We start from the raw sequence: 17,644 nt of genomic DNA, 5'->3' as shown, positions 1-17,644 counted from the left end.
ATTGATAAATAATAAGGAATTATACCATGAAGAATTAAATCAATTTATCCAGATTTTGCCCAATGTCTCGTCTATATTCAAGTTTTCCTTGAAAATGATTATCAATCGCTTGGTTTACTAAAGTTGATGCTTTTTCTATTTTGTCTGCAACCGCACCAAAAGCCAACACTCTGGATTTTTTAAGGGTTTTATATTGATTGTCTCCTGTACTTTCTGCTGCTGCAAAAAATATATTTATACCCATTGATTTAATTTGTTCAGTGTCTAGTGTAAAAGGGATTTCCTCATTACTTGGTTCTGGGTATTCCTTAGCAACCAAATATTTTATCACACTAGCTTTTTTGATAAATTTAACACTATTTTCGCTTAATTTTTTATGCCAAATATCTTGTAATAATTGAGAAAAAGAGCTTTCTAAAATAGTTAAAACATTTAAACCTTCTGGATCACCAAAACGACCGTTAAATTCCATAAACATTATGCCTTTAGAAGTTTTAAAAAATCCTCCGTTAAGCACTCCATTAAAAAATAATCCATCATCTGTCATTTTATCAATAACTTTTTGCATAATATGCTGACAATCACTTAAATCTTTATCAGTCATAAAGGGAAGTTTCTTTTCAAAATTAGTAAAACACCCCATGCCACCAGTTCCAGCTCCCAAATCATTTTCATATCTAAATGGATAATCATAACTTGCTGGTGATAAAACCAGATTCTTGCCATCGGTTAAACCCATAATAGTAAATTCAATACCATTGAGTTTTTCAACTAAAAGCACTTTTTCATTAGGTCTATCATAGAATAATTGCGTAGCATATTCAATACAATCTTGATATGTTTTAAGATGCTCAGGCATTACTTTTACGCCCTTACCGCCGGTTAAACCTTGAGGTTTTACTACTACCTCAATTTTTTTATGTTTAAATTCTTCAATATAATTTGCTAATTCTTCTGGTTTGGATACAACCTTAAAAAAAGGTGTAAATTCGGGGCAAATCTCTTGCATTAATTTAATGGAATAAATTTTATCCCATTCAATCCGAGTAGCTTCTTTGGTTCCACCAATAGCTTTAATATTATTTTTCAATAATTCATCGATTACACCATTTGCTAATGGATCATCGGCACTTACAAATACATAATCAATATTATTTTCGATAGCAAACTTAGTTACAAGTTGAGGATTGCTAACATCACCAATTAAATACTTGCCACCAGATTGCTTTATACAGTCTATTATTGTTGGATTTTTATTAGATATAACCGAAAATAATATGCAGTCTTCTATTAATTTAATAGCAAAGGCACTTTCCCTGCCGCCAGAACCAACTATTAAAAATCGTTTCATAATCATGATATAATTTACTAATTATTGTATGTATATATTATAGCATAATTTGAAGTCATTTTCTTCAGAATGAGATGGCTTTAACTCAAGAACACTCATAGTTTGATCTTTCCATTGCCCCCAAGCAATTGAAAAACTGCCATCATTGTATATAATTTTATTAACCGAAAAGTTCATTGAAATTCACCCCTTAAAAACTAAAAATATAGCATATTATGATATAATTTATTTTATGTCAAAATATATAATAAGCTTACTACTCATAAACACCACTTGCTTTGCCGCCAGCCCACGTGATTATATTGACTATTATGTCAATTGGTATGGCATAGATTATAAAGCTGCTACCGCGCATAAAGTTTTTCAACGTTTAAAACAAGTCGCTAATAAAAACCATAAATTTTTAAACCCTAAGTTAAGGGTTCTTAATAATAGGGGCAGAAATCCTTGGGCACGCGCTTTACGTGATGGCAATATCGTTCTATGGCGTTCTGCTATTGATGCTAGTTATAGCAGCTCAAAAGATGAATTTGAAGCCCGTTTAGCTTTTATACTTGGGCATGAATTAGGGCATTTAGCCAATGATGATTATTGGCATCTTAAACTTGATTATAAATTTTTTCGCAGAAATCGCTTATTTACACAAGCGCGTATGAAAAAAGAATTAGCGGCAGATGCAGAAGGTTATGCCTATGCAGCACTGGCTGGCTATAAAGTACATCTATTAAAAAAATCCTTTTTCACTAATTGGTTACAAAAAGTTAAACCTCCAAAAAACTCTGCTTATCCATCTATTAAGAAACGTTTAGCTATTTTAGAAACATACTTAGATAAAATTAAACACAAATATAGGTTGTTTGAATATGGAGTACGTTTAAGTCACTTTGAGCGTTGTGATGACGCTGAATATTTTTTTCGAGAATTTCAACGCATATTTCCTGCACGAGAAGTATTAAATAATCTGGGTTTTTGTTATTTACAACAAGCGCGTCAAAAAATGAAGCGAGAACATGCCTATTTTTATTGGATGCCAGCAATGTTGGATATACAAAGTCTAGCTACATCAATAGTGCGGGCAGGAAGTAAAAGATATTTAAAAGACTATGTTGGAAAAAGAAGCAAGCCATATTTAGAAGAAGCAATAATTTATCTTAAAAAAGCTGCCGCTTCAGATAAAAATTATATTCCAGCGCGTATTAATCTAGTAATAACATATTTATACCTTGGCAAACCATATAAAGCACGTGGCATCATTGAAGAATTACGCCGCTTAGCTCCCAACAACTTAGAAATTCAAGGATTATTAGCATTAACCATGTATGAACAAAGTGAAATAGGTATGAATTTATGGTCATTAGCGGTGAGTAAGTTAGAAAGACTAATAACAAAACCCAATGCACCTGCAATGATAACTTATAACTTAGCGCGTTTGCTACAAATACGCCCACGTCCAGCACAAGCTGAATATTATTGGAACCATCTTATTGATATGCAGTTAAAAACTAAAACCAAACAATCATTAAAGTGGCAATCCTCAATAGCATTGAACTGGCAACGAATCTCACAACAAAGAAAATTAGTAAAAAAATTATACAGTTGGGGCAGACCAACATATTTTAATTGGCAAAAAGCCAAATTAAAAGGTAAAATTTACAAACGCCCAGATGGAAAACTAGAAATATTAGAGCTAGACGATTTTATACAAATGCAAGTATTAAAAGGCAAAAATTTACCTAAAAGTCACAAACTGCCAAGATATTGCAAACAAACATTACAGCACAGACGCTTAATAAATGGTATTTTATGGTCTTGCAACGACTGGGCAGCATTAAGCTTTGATGGTAAAGTGCAAGAAGTTTGGCGTGTTTTGAAATAATTATAAAAAAATATATCATGTTATTTTTAAGCACTGCTTTATTATTATTTTTGTTGAAAGAAGGTAGTCAATATTCTCGATTATGGTTTGTTTTATGGTATAGCTTTACGAATAACATTAAGAAAATTAAGAGCTAAATCTTAGGATAATAAGAAATATAAATACTGTTTATCTCGAAAATATGATGCAAGGGCAACCACAAGGGATTTGCCCCTATTCAACCAAACTCCCCGTCTGCACAAACACCGGATGTACAACCACTCCATGCTGATCTGTATAATCCATTTCAAACCGTTGCCGATTCTGATCATCCACCACCTCTACAAATAATACCAACCAAATCTCAGTTACATCTAAGTTTTTAGCATATTTAGCCGCTTGTTTGAGGGCATTACGATAGCCCGGTTGATTAGCAAAGCTTTTCAATTCCAAGCCAAATAATTGCCCCGCATAACGCATCAATAAATCAATCGCACCATTACCCGTTGGAAATTCTGGTACCACTTGTACTTCATAACCATTAAAAAAACTAACCAAATAGAGATAAAGATGAAATTGAAATACTGCCTCAAAGACACGTAAATCTTTACTACGACGTGGCGCATCTTTTAGTACCATTTCTCGATTGGCTTGTAAATATTGCTCATATCGTTGTAATAAACGACGTATATCTATACCATTGGTAGAAATTGTATCTGATAAATCTTCAAATGGATCATATAATCTGTTCATTCCCTGATACAATTCTCTCGCAAAATAGTCGAACAATTGCTTTTGTATGTATGGGCAAGGAAATTTAACATACGTCACTCCTAAGCTTACTTGATCAACCGTCACTACTCCATTCATATAGAGAAAATTGATCAGAGGATCACGGTAAGTAAATTTTATCTTATCTTGGGTTTGGAATAATTCCAATACTAAGGATTTATAAGGCTCAATTTTAGCTTTACTGATGATGTTTAGAATATTGTTATTAGGCAACAAATTTAAAGCATCCGCATAAACTCCCTCAAACAATGTCATTTTAATCGCTTGATCAGTGGCTTGATTATAAGTTTCCGTCAACAATTCCCCAAACCAGCAAGTTAAGCCCGGTTGCCCTTTGAATTCATACCAGATTCGTTCGACAACTTCTGGTTCAATTACTTGTTGCCGTTCTTGTTGATAACTATCAAATAAATCAATTACTTCATCATGAGTTAAATTAGGAATATGTAGGCTACGTTGTACATTGAATGGCGAACCTTTGACATTTTCTACTCCTAATGCTGCACGCACTCCTATTAAGGCTAGACCATGTAATAAATAATCTTTTTCGGCTGTGGTTTTATTGCGACGAGTCATATAAATATGACGAAAAACAGCCACTAATTTAGCAATTACCTCTGGATCAAGAGCATCAAATTCATCCAAAACCAAGATCAAAGGCTTAGTGAGAATGCCTTGTTTGAATAAATGATGTAAATCCTTTAACGAATTTATGGATAATTTATCCAAGTTTAACTGCTTGATCAATTCCTGAGCCAAGAGTTGAGCCACTATATCAGCATCCTTTTCTTCATAAAGAAATTGCAAACTTAGCAAAACCACATCAAATTGACCCTCTTGCTCAATTCTTGATATAGCCTCTTGCATTATCCAAGTTTTGCCCGTTTGACGTGGTGCCCATACCGTTATATAATGTCCACTATTTAATTGTTTGATCGCATTGCTGATTAATGCTTCTCTGGGTACGTAGTAATCGGTGTTTTTATCTGGTGAACCGTAGGATGAAAAATTGCGCATATTTTCTGTTTACAATGAAATTCTATTTTTAGCGTTAAAAAAAATCCAATTTAAAATATTCAATAATTTATTAATATTTTCTAATGCAGAATAATCGACCGTTTCCATGGTGAATATTTTACCTTTTAATTTGGCAAATTGCCAAAAATTACCTGTAGTCACAATACCATCAATTTGTAATTGTTCATCCTGATTAAAGCGTTGTGCCGCAATCATCTCAGTTAAAACCTGCGCCCAACCTTCATTAAAATTTTCCTTTTTAGCTTCAGCAATACAAATAATAGGCTGAGTAAAGCGTGTGCCAATACTAGAAGAAGGGGCAATTAAATAATCAGGAATACCACATAAACCTTCAGATTCAGAGACATCAAAACGAATATGAGACCAAACTGGTAACTGATGTTGCTTTGCAACAGTGGTTAATATCGGAGAGATGATGGTTTCACAAATACTGCTTTCACTAACATAATTTCTGCGTGTTGCCAAATTATCTGTAATCATCTTTATTATTTCAGGATGAATAGAAATTGATTTTTCTTGTAAAAAAGAAGTTTCTACAAAAGAAATATCAAATTTTTCTGCAACATCTTCGTAATTATTAAAATTCCCATAAGCCATTATATTAACCTTCTAATTTTATAAAGGTAAATTATAACACGATTTCAAATACTACAGAGAATTAGACCTGACAGGTTTTTAAAACCTGTCAGGTCTAGCTAGAATCGGGATTTAGACTTGATGTAGGAATCCAAACTTTAGTTTGGAAGGTCCAAGATAAAGGATTCATATTTGAGGTTTTCCAAAAGATATTTTGGTTCGATAAGCTAGTTGCTTTCTTGTACGGTTAGCAGTGCTTCTTTATCAACTAAAATATTCATCTAAAATAATTCTCTATATTTTTTATCAGATTCAATTGGCTTGATTATGGTCAGCTTCATTTACATAGCTTGACTTAGAATAATTTTTAAAGTAACATTTTAGAAAAGAAACGATATAGGACAAATACAATGGGAATGTTTGACTCATTAATGATTGAGATTGATGAAACTAAAATTGAATTACAAACCAAATTATTTGATAATCGCTTAGGATATTATCATGTGGGTGATGTGGTAGCTGGTGCTACAACGGGAATCCGTGTTTATTTTGATAATGTTTGGTTTGATAGCCAAAATAAGATGGTGTACGTTTCGGAAAAAGCCACTCGGAGTTATACTGTGTTTGTGGTATTGGCTCACTCAGTGTTTACGGATTATGTGATAGTCAATCAAGAATTGGAAACAATTGTAATTGAAAGTCGCATTAAAGAATTGCAATATTTTTGGAATGATAGTGGTCATTTATTGAATCGTTGGCTTGAATTTATAGCTAAAAAACAATCTAAAACACAAAAACTACAAAAACAATTAAATATGGTTGATTCAGCAATTGAATATGCCCGTAAAAAACGTGCTGGTGAACAACCAGCAAAAATCAATGCTAGAAGATAACGATACTGAACCTGAATGGACTAAACCATACGATCAATTGGAAGAATATCGTTTATAACTACATGTAGTTGCTAATATCAGGAGTTCAAAGCGATACTAATAACTACAGGGATTTAGACCTGACAGGTTTTTAAAACCTGTCAGGTCTGGTTAGAATCGGGATTTAGAGTTGATAAACCACTGATAAGTCTCACGCAATCCTTCCAACAATCCAATTTTAGCCTGCCACCCCAGTGCATTTAGTTTCGATACGTCCAACAATTTACGCGGAGTACCATCCGGCTGATTGCTATCAAATCGCAATTGTCCTTGAAATCCTGTCACTTGTTTAATGGTTTCGGCTAATTCTCGAATGGTAACTTCGGTGCCGGTGCCTATATTTATATGAGATAATATCGGTTGGGCTAATTGCATGATAAAGAGGCAAGCGTCTGCTAAGTCATCTACATGTAGAAACTCTCGTTTAGCATTGCCAGTTCCCCATATTGTTACACTATCTTCACCATTTAGTTTAGCTTCGTGAAAACGACGTAATAATGCTGGAATCACATGACTATTTTTAGGGTGAAAGTTGTCATTTGGTCCATATAGGTTGGTTGGCATTACGGAGCGAAAGTCCATGCCATGTTGTCTATTATATGATTCGCATAGTTTGATTCCGGCAATTTTGGCTATGGCATAAGGTTCATTAGTCGATTCTAATTCTCCAGTTAGCAATGCCTCTTCTCGCATGGGTTGTTCAGCAAATTTTGGATATATACATGAACTTCCTAGAAATAATAATCCTGATACTTGTTGTTCATAAGCAGCATGGATTATGTTACATTCTATGATTAAGTTGCTATAAATAAAATCAGCAGGATAGGTATTATTTGCATAAATTCCACCTACTTTTGCCGCTGCTAATATCACATAATCGGGTTTTTCAGAACGAAAAAAAGCCGCAACTGCGGCTTGATTAGTCAAATCTAATTCACTATGGGTTCGTAATAATAAATTTTGATAGCCTGCTAATTTTAATTTTGTTAGAATCGCTGAACCTACTAAACCTTGATGTCCAGCTATATAAATAACAGCATTTTTATTCATGATAATTAAAAGTTTTAAACCCTTCTTTTTTAATCAAAGCATCGCGTTCAGCATCTTGCATGTCTGCCGCTACCATTTCTTTTACCAGTTCCATAAATGATATTTTTGGTGTCCAGCCCAATTGTTGTTTGGCTTTAGTTGGATCACCTAATAAGGTTTCTACTTCGGTTGGACGGAAATATCGTGGGTCAACTGCCACTAATAATTTATCTGATTTTGCATCATAACCCTTTTCTTCCAGCCCTTCTCCTTGCCAACGTATGGTTATATCTAGTTGTTGTGCCGCTATGCTGACAAATTCACGTACTGAATGTTGTTCTCCGGTTGCAATCACAAAGTCATCTGGTTGGTCTTGTTGTAGCATCAACCATTGCATTTCTACATAGTCACGCGCATGTCCCCAATCTCGTTTTGCATTAAGATTACCTAGATAAAGCTGTTCCTGCAATCCTAATTTAATTCTGGCTAAAGCGCGGGTTATTTTTCGAGTAACAAAAGTTTCTCCTCTGAGTTTACTTTCATGGTTAAATAAAATGCCATTGCATGAAAATAAACCATAAGCTTCCCGATAATTCACCGTTATCCAATAGGCATACATTTTAGCCACTGCATAAGGTGAGCGCGGATAAAAAGGTGTGGTTTCTGTTTGCGGAGTTTCTTGCACTTCACCAAATAGTTCAGAGGTTGAGGCTTGATAAAAACGGGTTTTCTTTTCTAAACCAAGAATGCGAATAGCTTCTAAAATTCGTAATGTACCTAAAGCATCTGAGTTAGCGGTATATTCTGGTGATTCAAAAGAAACCGCGACATGACTTTGTGCCGCTAGATTATAAATTTCATCGGGCTGTACTTGCTGAATAATACGAATTAAATTACTGGAATCGGTTAAATCACCATAGTGCAAGATAAAATTGCGGTTTTTTTCATGAGGATCTTGATAAAGATGATCAATTCGATTGGTATTGAATGAAGAGGCACGGCGTTTGATGCCGTGTACTTCGTAGTTTTTTTCTAGTAAAAATTCGGCTAGGTAGGCACCGTCTTGTCCTGTTATGCCGGTTATTAATGCTTTTTTCTTTTCCATGTTTTAATTAATTGTAATATTATGAGGACAACAAATCGAGGATTATGTTTTAAATAACGTTTCCATAATCGCTTTGGTTCCATTATTAATCGAAATAGCCATTCAATACCAATATTTTGCATCCATCTTGGTGCTTGTTTAATTTTACCAGCATGAAAGTCAAAAGCTGCTCCAACACCTAACATAACAACTTTAAGGCGATCTTTATGGTTATTCATCCAAATTTCTTGCTTGGGACAACCTAAACCAACCAAAAGAATCTTAACACCCAAGGCATTTATATTAGTTACAACTTGCTCATCTTCTTCTGGAGTAAGTGATCTGAAAGGAGGAGAATATGAATAGACTATTTTAATTTTAGTATATTTATTTTTTAGATTTTTTTTTAGAGCTTCAAGTGTCTCAGAACTTCCTCCATATAAACCTATAGGTATTCCATGTTTTTCCGCAGCTTCACAGACATGTAGCATTAGAGTTGGACCATAAACACGATCATCAATTTTTATACCTAAACGTCGCAAAGTCCAAACTAATGGCATACCATCTGGTGTGACCAGATCTGCACTATTAACTATTTTTTGAAATTCAGGCTTATCATAGGCTTCCATCGTCATATGCACATTGGCTATACATACATAACGACTTTCATTGTTTTTAATCCATTGGATAACTTGATTAGTTGCTTTGTTGTAATTGGTTGCATCAACGCGCATTCCAAGAATATACATATTTATTTATAAATTTAATTTAGATATGACATTTACAGCCTATCTTTTATTGCAATCAACGATTTAGTAAACAAAAAGACTTTTTCCTGTTTTATTTCTGCATCAGAGAAAAGGCGACTAAACATTTTTTTATCTGGCAAATGAATATGTTTCACTAAATTCACCGCTTCATCTAAATTCTCAGTTTTTTTGTATTCACCCATTGAGTATTTCATCACTAAACTAACTCGTATTTGTTCAGAAAACCAATGAATAAACGGCACCATAAAATGTGGCTCAATCGGAAACCAAAAATAAGGGGCTTGTACAAAATAATTTTGTCCAACTCGGCGAATTTCTTCAGCAAATGTCACCATTCGTTCCCAAGAACCAACATGTTCTATTACTGAATTTGAATGGACTATATGAAAACTTTTATCTTCAAACTGAGATAAGTCACAACCATCTGCTTCAATATAAGTAAATGATTTATCATTGTTTTCACCCCCCCCTTCATAAAGTGTGCCAGCTAAATTTATTACAGTGATTGTGACATTTTTTTCAGATAAAATTTTATCGCCAATCAAATTCCAATAGGTTTTTGTGCCGCCAACGTCAATGATTGAAACTTTGCCATGTTGTTGATAGGCTTTGTTAATCATTTCTCGGAGTGGCGCGATGCGTTTAGCTCTAAATCTTGAGCCGATAGAGCGGGGGTTGTCGTAGTTGTGTATTCGTTGGGCTAGGTTTTTTTTCATTTTTTTGTCACATCTAAAAATGCTTGTTCCATTCGTTTATACCATTCTTCAAGGGTGAATTCTTGTAAATAAATTTCCCGTCCTCGTTTACCCATCATCTTTCTTTTATTTTCATTTTCCAGTAATAAGCGTAATTTAGCAGCAACGGCTTCAGCGTCTTTAATAGCAACTAAATAGCCCGTTTCACCATCATGTACTAAGGATGGAATGCCTCTCCAGCACGTTGTCACTACTGGTAATTCAAATTGCATAGCTTCAAGTACCACTAAACCAAATGTTTCTGCTTCATAAAATGACGGAAAACAGAATATATCTGTTTTACTAAAAGCTTGCCACTTATCATTCCCAGTTTTAACGCCCAAGAATGTGACGTATGAAGATAACCCAAATGATACAACTTTTTTCTTCACAGATTTCTCAAATTCTACTGAATGAAACCGCCCCATTAATTCTAATGTAAACTGGAAACCATCATCTTTTAATAGTTTACAAGCATCCAATAAAATATTGACCCCTTTTGACGGGGAAAGTACTGCAACAAAAAGAATTTTTGGTATTTGGTTTTGTTTATGATGACCCGTAATATAATTATCCTCTAAACCATAAGGAATAACAATATCTTGCTTAGCTTGCAATTGTTTGCCATCTTCTGGATTTAAGGTAGCTAGACGAATTGCACAATCGGCATGATAATAAGCTAAACGCGCTAACCAGCGTTCTGGCAACGATAATGTTGCAACTAACTCCGATAATCCACCCGCATGAAAGTGAAAAACTGTACGCGAAAAAAGCCAGCGGGTTAAAATTAAAATAGCAAAATCCCGATACATAGGCACTTTATTTGGCCCAGCAGGCGGATAATAAAGCACATCAATGCCATGACGAAACCGCATCCAAATAATACGGATAATCACAGATAACAAGTGAAATATTTTACCAAAACTAAAACGTCCAACTTCATCTATATCAGCAGAAAAAGCCATGTTAACATGATATAGCTTGATATATTTGAATTGTCCTTCAAGCAATTTTTGAATCATTACTGCTTGACCATGAACGGGTGGTGGTGTTTGTCCAACGACTAAAACTTTAATCATCTGCTTTACTTGCCAACATCAATAATTGTTGAGTCGGAGTTGACTTTAACAACAGCTTTTCACTCCACCGAACTAAAAATAAAGGCATAACGGCAAGTAAGGCACGAAAAGCTCTCAAACTAATCGCAGTTAAACGTCCTAAATTGCCAGTTGTTTCATGTTGCAACAGAAAACCTGTCCAACGATCTTCTTCTGTACTTGTTATTACATTCATTCCAATTTGATTCATTTTTTCAGCTAATATTTTTGCATCATAATGTCTTACATGTTTTGGATCGTCCCAAACTTCATTAATCGGTACATTAATCAGTAAATAACCTCCAGAACGCAATGCCGCTTTAAAAGATTGTAATAATGCTAAATCAGATTCCACATGTTCCAATACATGAGAACACAAAATTACATCAAATCCTTGAGGATTAATTTCATTACCTTTATTTAATTCAATACGATGTAATTTTCGCCCACGCATTCGCATTGTTTTTTCAAGCGTCTTAATTGTGTTTTCAACTATATCAAAACCGTAAGCCTGAATATTTTTACGTGGTAAACTTAAAAGAAATGTACCCCAACCACAGCCATAATCCAGTACTCGAACACTATCTTGATTTTTTATCAGTTTTTTTATAATTGGTATTAATAGCATACGATTCAGCTTGGTTTTAGATTGTTGATCAAAAGAAATACGACCATGAAACCAGTGTAGTAAGGGGTTGCGATGGCCATATAAGTTGTTGTAATAATCTAGGTTAGCTTGGGTTGGGGTGTTCATAGGGTGTTTTTCTTTGTATGTAATTTATACGTAGTTGAAAAATACTTATTAACATGAGTACCCACATAAAATGGTATTTATGTAATAGGGTACTTTCGGTTAAATTATATATTAAGCCGAAAATCAAGATATTATAAAACATAAATACGGGTAAAATTTTTGCTTTTCTAAAAACAAAAATTTTATTAAATGCTGAAAACATAAATAAAATAAGTAAAATAAATCCGGGTATGCCTATTGTTGTTAATATATCTAAATAACCTTGATGACCATGAATTGTTTCTTGTGCCCAAGCAACACTAATTCCGAGAGAACGTGAATTTTCTCCAACTGTCCAAAATGCTTCATAACCTACTCCCAAGAGTGGATGTTGTATAATATTCTCTATCAAGTATGCCCATACATCTGTTCTACCAGTAAATCCTACATATCTTGGATCGTTAAAAACAAATAAAATAATTTCATCAAATGATACAAAAGAAAGGATAGCTATACCAATAATCGAAATTGTTGCGACAAACCACAATAAAAAAGAAAAATTGATTATATTTCTTACTCCCTTCCACAAAGAATAAGTAATAATGAATGATAAAAATAAAACGATAATAGGTGTTTTTGATGCAGTATTAAATAAAAATACAACACATAATAAGCTAATAAGCCAAAAATATTTTTTCCATTTAGGGAAAATTAAGCCAGCCCAAAACCACATAATCGTAAATATTGCACTAACATTTCCTGCTATATTTTTTCCCTCATGAAGACCTTTCCATAATCCACTTTGGGAACCGCTTTGAATAATAGACAACTTCGGTAAAAAAATAATTCCAATGCAGTTTATAAAAATAGTTATTCCAGATGTCAATAAAAGTATTTTCAATAAATTTTCTTGGTTTGTTACCATAGCCAATAACGACATTATTGCGTAAACAATTAATATTGTTGCAACTAATCTTCTAAAAGAAATAGATGGAGCATCAGACCATGCTATACTAAGAAAACACCATAATAATAAAAATAAAATGATTAGTTCTTTTTTAAATTGCAATCTAAAACGATTGGAATATATAAAAGCAATTAATATGGATGGTAAACAAACTAACAAATATGCAATTTGCCTTTTAATATTACCTTCACTACTTTCCATCATTGAGTATTTATAGATATGAAAAGGTTCTACATCAATAAACACCAGAAGTAGTAATATAAAAAGTAAAATTTCGGCAAGTTTTTCTTTTGAAATACTTAACATAATGACTTAATTTTGATGATTTAATTGAGCTTTAATCGGCAGAATAAGCTTTTCAATATTATCAACCTCAAGTACCTCATCAGCCATATAATTAAAACTCCCTTGAAAACAAACTTCTAAATAACGTTCCATAGGCTCATTTGTTGGTTTTCCGCGTTCTAATTTAGCAACTGATGCTAATTCTTGACGGAGTTGTTCCCAACTTTGTATTCGTCTTACTCCGGGATAATTTTCATAAAAAACTCTACCTAATAGTAAAACTGGAACACCTTGCTGACTTGCCTCAAATCCCATCGTACTCGTTAATGTAACTATGCCATTCAAAAGATGCCAATTTTCTTTAACTGGAAAATCAATATCCATTAATCGCACATTAGGATAAGTTAAAATTTCTTTATAAAACGAAAGACTTCTATTGCCAACTGCCCCTGAATGTTCCTTCACATAAAGATAAGCTCCATGAGGTAAAGAAAAAGCAATATTCTTAATAGTTTCTAAATCATCTTCATAAAAAGGAGCTAGAACAGAAGTTGAAGCTTCAGGGCGATAATGAAGTGGAAATAAGAAATTAATATCCTCAGATAATGGTGTGTGAAGGTGATTAAAAACTGAGGTAAATATAGTCAGATAGTCATAATAAAATTTTCTTGAAAAGATTTTCCAATAACTTTTAATTTGCCATTTCGCAATACTTGTACCTGTTTCCAAAGAAGTTTGAAACAAATCACTTTGAATAGCCTGCCATAGTTTTTTCCCACTTCCTTTAAAAAAATACCAAGCAGAGGTTTTGGCTAACGAACTTTGAGGAACTTTTTGATAATCAGGTGTATCCTCAGCTTTTACTATGTAGCTTGGCGGTGTTGGATTTTTTAACATTTTTGTGATTTGTAAATTAATTCCAATATTAAAAAATCCGGGAACACGTGCAACTTGATATCCCAAAAATGGCAATTGACGTTTTTTAGATTCGGAATAACCAACACATATAAAAGCACAAGATGGGGGTTCACTCCATACTAATTTCAATGTTCGATACTTTTCAAATAAATAACGATAAAACAACACAGTTTTACGATAAGTATCCCATTGATTAGCATGTTTTCCCAAAAAATAGCGTTGACGAACAAATGTTGGATAAACAAGCCAGTAATCTAATTCTACATTTTTTAAATCATCAGAACTGAAAGAGGATTGCAAAAACTCAGAAAAATAATGAACTGTACCCACTTGTTCTAATGGAACCTTTTTAAACTTTTTGTAATAAGGGCTTGTTACAGCAAATATACACTCTATTTCTTCTTGTTTTAACTGTTTAGCTATTTTATACGCTAATTCAACAAAAAATCCGGGGCAATCAGGCAAAATAAACAAGATAGATGTTGATGAATTACTTGAGTTCATAAAGATTATATTTAAATGAATAAATTAATTTTAACATTGCCATAAAAGCAAACGAAATGCTAGTAGCAATCGCAGCACCCATGATACCGTAGAATGGTACTAATATACAGTTTAGTATCACATTTAAAATAGCACCACTTAATGTTGCATACAAAAGCGGTAAATCTGCCCTTCTGGCATAAAGAATATAATGAGGAATTAATGCCAAGTTTAAAATGGCAGAAGAAACTAATAATATTATGTAACTTGTTAATTCCTGATAAAACTGTTCTTTCCCTAATAGAGGTAATAATATATAAATACCAATAATAAAAAGTGGAAATAATAAAACCGTTGCTATCGTGACATCACGAGTCATTTGCTTAATATGCAAACGCCAACTTTCAACATCTGCGTTGTGATAACTAGCAACAAGCAATGGAAAAAGTACCGCTGTAATACCCGTAGAAATAATATCTTGTAGCACACGGGCAATACTGACAAAAAAAGTATAAACACCTACAGAGGCTTCCCCTAAAAAAAATTGAATGAAATATCTATCTGATAGTGCAATAACCTGATAACACAAAGAAATTATAAAAAAAATCCAACAAATTTTCAATCCTTTAATAACCCACGACCAATCTGTACTAACCGCTTTAAATTCTAACAATCCAATCTTTTTAAGATAAAAAATCCCTGCCACTGAAGACAATAACCCAGCTATTGCCCAAGTACCTAAAATAAAATTCAATGTTCTAAAATTGGGTTCAATCACCATTAACAAAACCACTGGAAATACCCAAAAACCATGTGTTCCTGCTGCAACAACATAAGCTGCAAGTGGGCGAGACACTGCTATTAAAATTCGTGTCAATTCTTGACTAATGTGCGTACCAACTAATACTAGATAAAACCATACAACTAAAGTCCAAGGTAGCACATTTAACCAAAAGACACTGATAATAAGCGGCATGATAATGAGATAGGCAACACTATGAAAAAGCCCTTGATTCCATACAATTTGAGAGCGTGACGAAGCGTCATGTTTAATTAGTTCACGAGTCGCATATCCATAAAATTCAAATCCCAACACATACATGACAAGATTGCTGGTAACGACAAACAGTCCATATATACCCAGTTCTTCAAGTGTCATGTACTTGGCAATGAACATTACCAGTAAAAACTTACCACCAATGCTGATTAAACGTAGAAAGACACCACCTATGTTGTATTTTGGTTGAACTTGTTTTGATGATTGAGACATTTACCCTAACAATCCCCAAGAAACTGGCACACCTTTCTTAACATGCCGATTAACCTTTTTCCCCAATAAAATATCATAATATTTAGGCGACAACCCCATCCCCGGACGAATTATCCTAAGATTTTTTTCCGTCAACACATCTCCTGCCTTCATATCTTCACCAATATAAAGTGAGCGTCTAAATACCTTTGATTTGGTTTCTACTTCTGTAGTTCCATATTTTATTTCTCCCAAAGCTTGCCATGCGCGTTGTGTTTCTACCACAAGTGCTTGCATTTCTTCTGGTTCCATTGAGAATGCAGAATCTACTCCGCCATCTGCACGGCTTAAGGTGAAATGTTTTTCAATGACAGTTGCTCCTAATGCTACACTGGCAACGCCTACACCAATACCCATTGTATGATCTGATAAGCCTACTTCACATTTAAATAGTTCTCGCATATGCGGTATGGTTAAAATATTAGTATTTTCAGGGGTGGCTGGATATGTGCTGGTGCATTTTAACAGAATTAAGTCTTTACATCCGGCTTTTTTTGCTTCACGTACTGTTTCATCTAATTCTGCCACTGTTGCCATACCCGTTGAAATAATCATGGGTTTTCCAGTAGCGGCAACTTTACGTATTAGCGGTAAATCTGTGTTTTCAAATGAGGCTATTTTGTAACAGGGTACATTTAATGTTTCTAGAAAATCCACTGCGGTTTCATCAAAGGGGCTACTAAAACCAATCATACCTAATTCTTGGCAACGTTTGAAAATTGGCTCATGCCATTCCCAAGGCGTATAGGCTTCTTGATATAATTTATACAGTGATTGCCCTTGCCATAGACTGTCAGAATCTGAGATGAAAAATTCGCCTTCATCTAAGTCTAATGTCATGGTATCTGCGGTATATGTTTGAAGTTTTAAGGCATGGGCACCCGCTTTAGCCGCTGCTTCTACAATATTTAGAGCGCGTTCTAAGGATTGATTATGATTGCCTGACATTTCCGCTATTATGAAAGGTGGGTGCTGTTTGCCTATTTTTAGTGTTGTATTTTTCATATTTTGTTAATTAATGTCCTTCCCAACACAAATCCCTCTGCCGCTTCAACGCCAACACTTGCACCACGCCAGCGTGCCAAATGTTCAACAGCTTGAATAGAACGCGCATGAGGGTATGGGCGCATTTCAGATTGGTAAGCTTCTAAGGCTTTTAGTTTTAAGTTTAAAGTTTCTGATACATCAACAAACCAATTGGGTGAAAAAGTATTGGGTATTTGCCATTCAGTACTTGATGCTACTTCAAAAAATAATAAGCTTTTAACAGTTGAACCGGGTTGTGGACGACATGCGGTAACAACTGCCTCATTAATACGCCTATGATCTATATTTAAATCGTTATTATAATGGGTATAAATTATATCTGGTTGTTGTTTTTCAATAAAGTTTTCTATAGTTTTTATAATATCTAATCTGTCAATAGAGTCCATGCGATTATCAGGAAAATTTTTTAATGTTACTGATGTTACGCCTAAAATTTTATTTGCCGCTATTGCTGTTTCAGCTAGTTCTGACAGTTCTTCTGAACGAGCGTTACGATTACGTTGCTGATCACGGCTGGTAATGCCTTCTGCCATGATTAAGACAGAAACTTCGTCTCCAGCCTGAATATGTTTTGCCATTGTGGCTCCGCAGCCGAGGATTTCGTCATCGGGGTGGGCGGCTATTATTGCTATTTTATTTTTCAT

General features: G+C 34.1%; 17 protein-coding genes. 2 read left to right on the top strand and 15 right to left on the bottom strand.

The window, feature by feature from the left end; translation table 11 throughout:
• Positions 1 to 34 precede the first annotated feature (34 nt).
• Complete coding sequence (gene purD, locus BHU68_RS05580; RefSeq protein WP_069472760.1) at positions 35 to 1,351, bottom strand: phosphoribosylamine--glycine ligase; 1,317 nt, start codon at positions 1,349 to 1,351, stop codon at positions 35 to 37.
• Positions 1,352 to 1,372: 21 nt separating this feature from the next.
• The gene (locus BHU68_RS17145; RefSeq protein ID WP_171899488.1) at positions 1,373 to 1,528 is read right to left on the bottom strand and encodes a hypothetical protein; all 156 of its coding nucleotides are present in this window, start codon (positions 1,526 to 1,528) and stop codon (positions 1,373 to 1,375) included.
• A 55-nt stretch (positions 1,529 to 1,583) separates the two neighbouring features.
• Here BHU68_RS17145 and BHU68_RS05575 point away from each other — a divergent pair, with 55 nt between their 5' ends.
• Complete coding sequence (locus BHU68_RS05575) at positions 1,584 to 3,227, top strand: tetratricopeptide repeat protein (protein WP_141698818.1); 1,644 nt, start codon at positions 1,584 to 1,586, stop codon at positions 3,225 to 3,227.
• A 213-nt stretch (positions 3,228 to 3,440) separates the two neighbouring features.
• On the opposite strand, the gene BHU68_RS05570 is transcribed toward BHU68_RS05575, so the two are convergent.
• Positions 3,441 to 5,015: an AAA-like domain-containing protein gene (locus BHU68_RS05570; protein WP_069470594.1), complete on the bottom strand. Its 1,575-nt coding sequence runs from the start codon at positions 5,013 to 5,015 to the stop codon at positions 3,441 to 3,443.
• A 9-nt stretch (positions 5,016 to 5,024) separates the two neighbouring features.
• Positions 5,025 to 5,633, bottom strand: coding sequence for a hypothetical protein (locus BHU68_RS05565; RefSeq protein ID WP_069470593.1), 609 nt, complete (start codon positions 5,631 to 5,633; stop codon positions 5,025 to 5,027).
• A gap of 395 nt (positions 5,634 to 6,028) precedes the next feature.
• On the opposite strand from BHU68_RS05565, the gene BHU68_RS05560 reads away from it, so the two are divergent.
• Positions 6,029 to 6,505 (top strand): hypothetical protein, encoded by a 477-nt coding sequence (locus tag BHU68_RS05560; RefSeq protein ID WP_141700012.1) that lies wholly within the window; start codon positions 6,029 to 6,031, stop codon positions 6,503 to 6,505.
• 150 nt (positions 6,506 to 6,655) lie between these two features.
• Here BHU68_RS05560 and fcl read toward each other — a convergent pair whose 3' ends face one another.
• From fcl to BHU68_RS05505, 11 genes are read right to left on the bottom strand one after another with little or no spacing between them, the layout of a single operon-like run.
• Entirely contained in the window at positions 6,656 to 7,594 is a 939-nt protein-coding gene (gene fcl / locus BHU68_RS05555; RefSeq protein WP_069470591.1) for a GDP-L-fucose synthase, read from the bottom strand.
• Positions 7,587 to 8,678, bottom strand: coding sequence for a GDP-mannose 4,6-dehydratase (gene gmd, locus BHU68_RS05550; protein WP_069470590.1), 1,092 nt, complete (start codon positions 8,676 to 8,678; stop codon positions 7,587 to 7,589). Before gmd ends, fcl begins: the two co-directional genes overlap by 8 nt.
• On the bottom strand, positions 8,657 to 9,406 hold the full coding sequence (locus BHU68_RS05545; RefSeq protein ID WP_069470589.1) for a WecB/TagA/CpsF family glycosyltransferase: 750 nt from the start codon (positions 9,404 to 9,406) through the stop codon (positions 8,657 to 8,659). The genes gmd and BHU68_RS05545 overlap by 22 nt, the downstream gene beginning before the upstream one ends.
• Positions 9,407 to 9,438: 32 nt before the next feature.
• Entirely contained in the window at positions 9,439 to 10,143 is a 705-nt protein-coding gene (locus BHU68_RS05540; RefSeq protein ID WP_069473718.1) for a methyltransferase domain-containing protein, read from the bottom strand.
• A complete protein-coding gene (locus BHU68_RS05535) occupies positions 10,140 to 11,240 on the bottom strand; it encodes a glycosyltransferase family 4 protein (RefSeq protein WP_069473717.1) in 1,101 nt (366 codons plus the stop codon). The genes BHU68_RS05540 and BHU68_RS05535 overlap by 4 nt, the downstream gene beginning before the upstream one ends.
• Positions 11,233 to 12,012 carry a class I SAM-dependent methyltransferase gene (locus tag BHU68_RS05530; RefSeq protein WP_069473716.1) on the bottom strand — a complete coding sequence of 260 codons (780 nt, stop codon included), beginning with the start codon at positions 12,010 to 12,012 and terminating at the stop codon, positions 11,233 to 11,235. Before BHU68_RS05530 ends, BHU68_RS05535 begins: the two co-directional genes overlap by 8 nt.
• Complete coding sequence (locus BHU68_RS05525) at positions 11,990 to 13,264, bottom strand: O-antigen ligase family protein (protein ID WP_069473715.1); 1,275 nt, start codon at positions 13,262 to 13,264, stop codon at positions 11,990 to 11,992. The genes BHU68_RS05530 and BHU68_RS05525 overlap by 23 nt, the downstream gene beginning before the upstream one ends.
• A gap of 6 nt (positions 13,265 to 13,270) precedes the next feature.
• A complete protein-coding gene (locus BHU68_RS05520) occupies positions 13,271 to 14,665 on the bottom strand; it encodes a capsular polysaccharide export protein, LipB/KpsS family (protein ID WP_069473714.1) in 1,395 nt (464 codons plus the stop codon).
• Positions 14,652 to 15,914, bottom strand: a complete 1,263-nt coding sequence (locus BHU68_RS05515) for a lipid II flippase MurJ (protein WP_069473713.1) — start codon at positions 15,912 to 15,914, stop codon at positions 14,652 to 14,654. Before BHU68_RS05515 ends, BHU68_RS05520 begins: the two co-directional genes overlap by 14 nt.
• A complete protein-coding gene (gene pseI, locus BHU68_RS05510; RefSeq protein ID WP_069473712.1) occupies positions 15,915 to 16,958 on the bottom strand; it encodes a pseudaminic acid synthase in 1,044 nt (347 codons plus the stop codon).
• Positions 16,955 to 17,644, bottom strand: coding sequence for a PIG-L deacetylase family protein (locus BHU68_RS05505; RefSeq protein WP_069473711.1), 690 nt, complete (start codon positions 17,642 to 17,644; stop codon positions 16,955 to 16,957). Before BHU68_RS05505 ends, pseI begins: the two co-directional genes overlap by 4 nt.

It is taken from the genome of Candidatus Marithrix sp. Canyon 246, from assembly GCF_001723685.1.
Classification (GTDB): domain Bacteria; phylum Pseudomonadota; class Gammaproteobacteria; order Beggiatoales; family Beggiatoaceae; genus Marithrix.
Note: the sequence above shows the minus strand (reverse complement) of the source record. Positions and strands in the feature narration are given on the sequence as shown.

Excerpts from the sequence above, each read along its gene's own strand:
- BHU68_RS05570 (WP_069470594.1), bottom strand. The coding sequence starts at position 5,015 with ATGCGCAATTTTTCATCCTACGGTTCACCAGATAAAAACACCGATTAC.
- BHU68_RS05535 (WP_069473717.1), bottom strand. The coding sequence starts at position 11,240 with ATGATTAAAGTTTTAGTCGTTGGACAAACACCACCACCCGTTCATGGT.
- BHU68_RS05575 (WP_141698818.1), top strand. The coding sequence starts at position 1,584 with ATGTCAAAATATATAATAAGCTTACTACTCATAAACACCACTTGCTTT.
- BHU68_RS05560 (WP_141700012.1), top strand. The coding sequence starts at position 6,029 with ATGTTTGACTCATTAATGATTGAGATTGATGAAACTAAAATTGAATTA.
- pseI (WP_069473712.1), bottom strand. The coding sequence starts at position 16,958 with ATGAAAAATACAACACTAAAAATAGGCAAACAGCACCCACCTTTCATA.
- BHU68_RS05545 (WP_069470589.1), bottom strand. The coding sequence starts at position 9,406 with ATGTATATTCTTGGAATGCGCGTTGATGCAACCAATTACAACAAAGCA.
- BHU68_RS05515 (WP_069473713.1), bottom strand. The coding sequence starts at position 15,914 with ATGTCTCAATCATCAAAACAAGTTCAACCAAAATACAACATAGGTGGT.
- BHU68_RS05520 (WP_069473714.1), bottom strand. The coding sequence starts at position 14,665 with ATGAACTCAAGTAATTCATCAACATCTATCTTGTTTATTTTGCCTGAT.
- BHU68_RS05505 (WP_069473711.1), bottom strand. The coding sequence starts at position 17,644 with ATGAAAAATAAAATAGCAATAATAGCCGCCCACCCCGATGACGAAATC.
- purD (WP_069472760.1), bottom strand. The coding sequence starts at position 1,351 with ATGAAACGATTTTTAATAGTTGGTTCTGGCGGCAGGGAAAGTGCCTTT.
- BHU68_RS05525 (WP_069473715.1), bottom strand. The coding sequence starts at position 13,264 with ATGTTAAGTATTTCAAAAGAAAAACTTGCCGAAATTTTACTTTTTATA.
- BHU68_RS05540 (WP_069473718.1), bottom strand. The coding sequence starts at position 10,143 with ATGAAAAAAAACCTAGCCCAACGAATACACAACTACGACAACCCCCGC.
- BHU68_RS05530 (WP_069473716.1), bottom strand. The coding sequence starts at position 12,012 with ATGAACACCCCAACCCAAGCTAACCTAGATTATTACAACAACTTATAT.
- BHU68_RS17145 (WP_171899488.1), bottom strand. The coding sequence starts at position 1,528 with ATGAACTTTTCGGTTAATAAAATTATATACAATGATGGCAGTTTTTCA.
- fcl (WP_069470591.1), bottom strand. The coding sequence starts at position 7,594 with ATGAATAAAAATGCTGTTATTTATATAGCTGGACATCAAGGTTTAGTA.
- BHU68_RS05565 (WP_069470593.1), bottom strand. The coding sequence starts at position 5,633 with ATGGCTTATGGGAATTTTAATAATTACGAAGATGTTGCAGAAAAATTT.
- gmd (WP_069470590.1), bottom strand. The coding sequence starts at position 8,678 with ATGGAAAAGAAAAAAGCATTAATAACCGGCATAACAGGACAAGACGGT.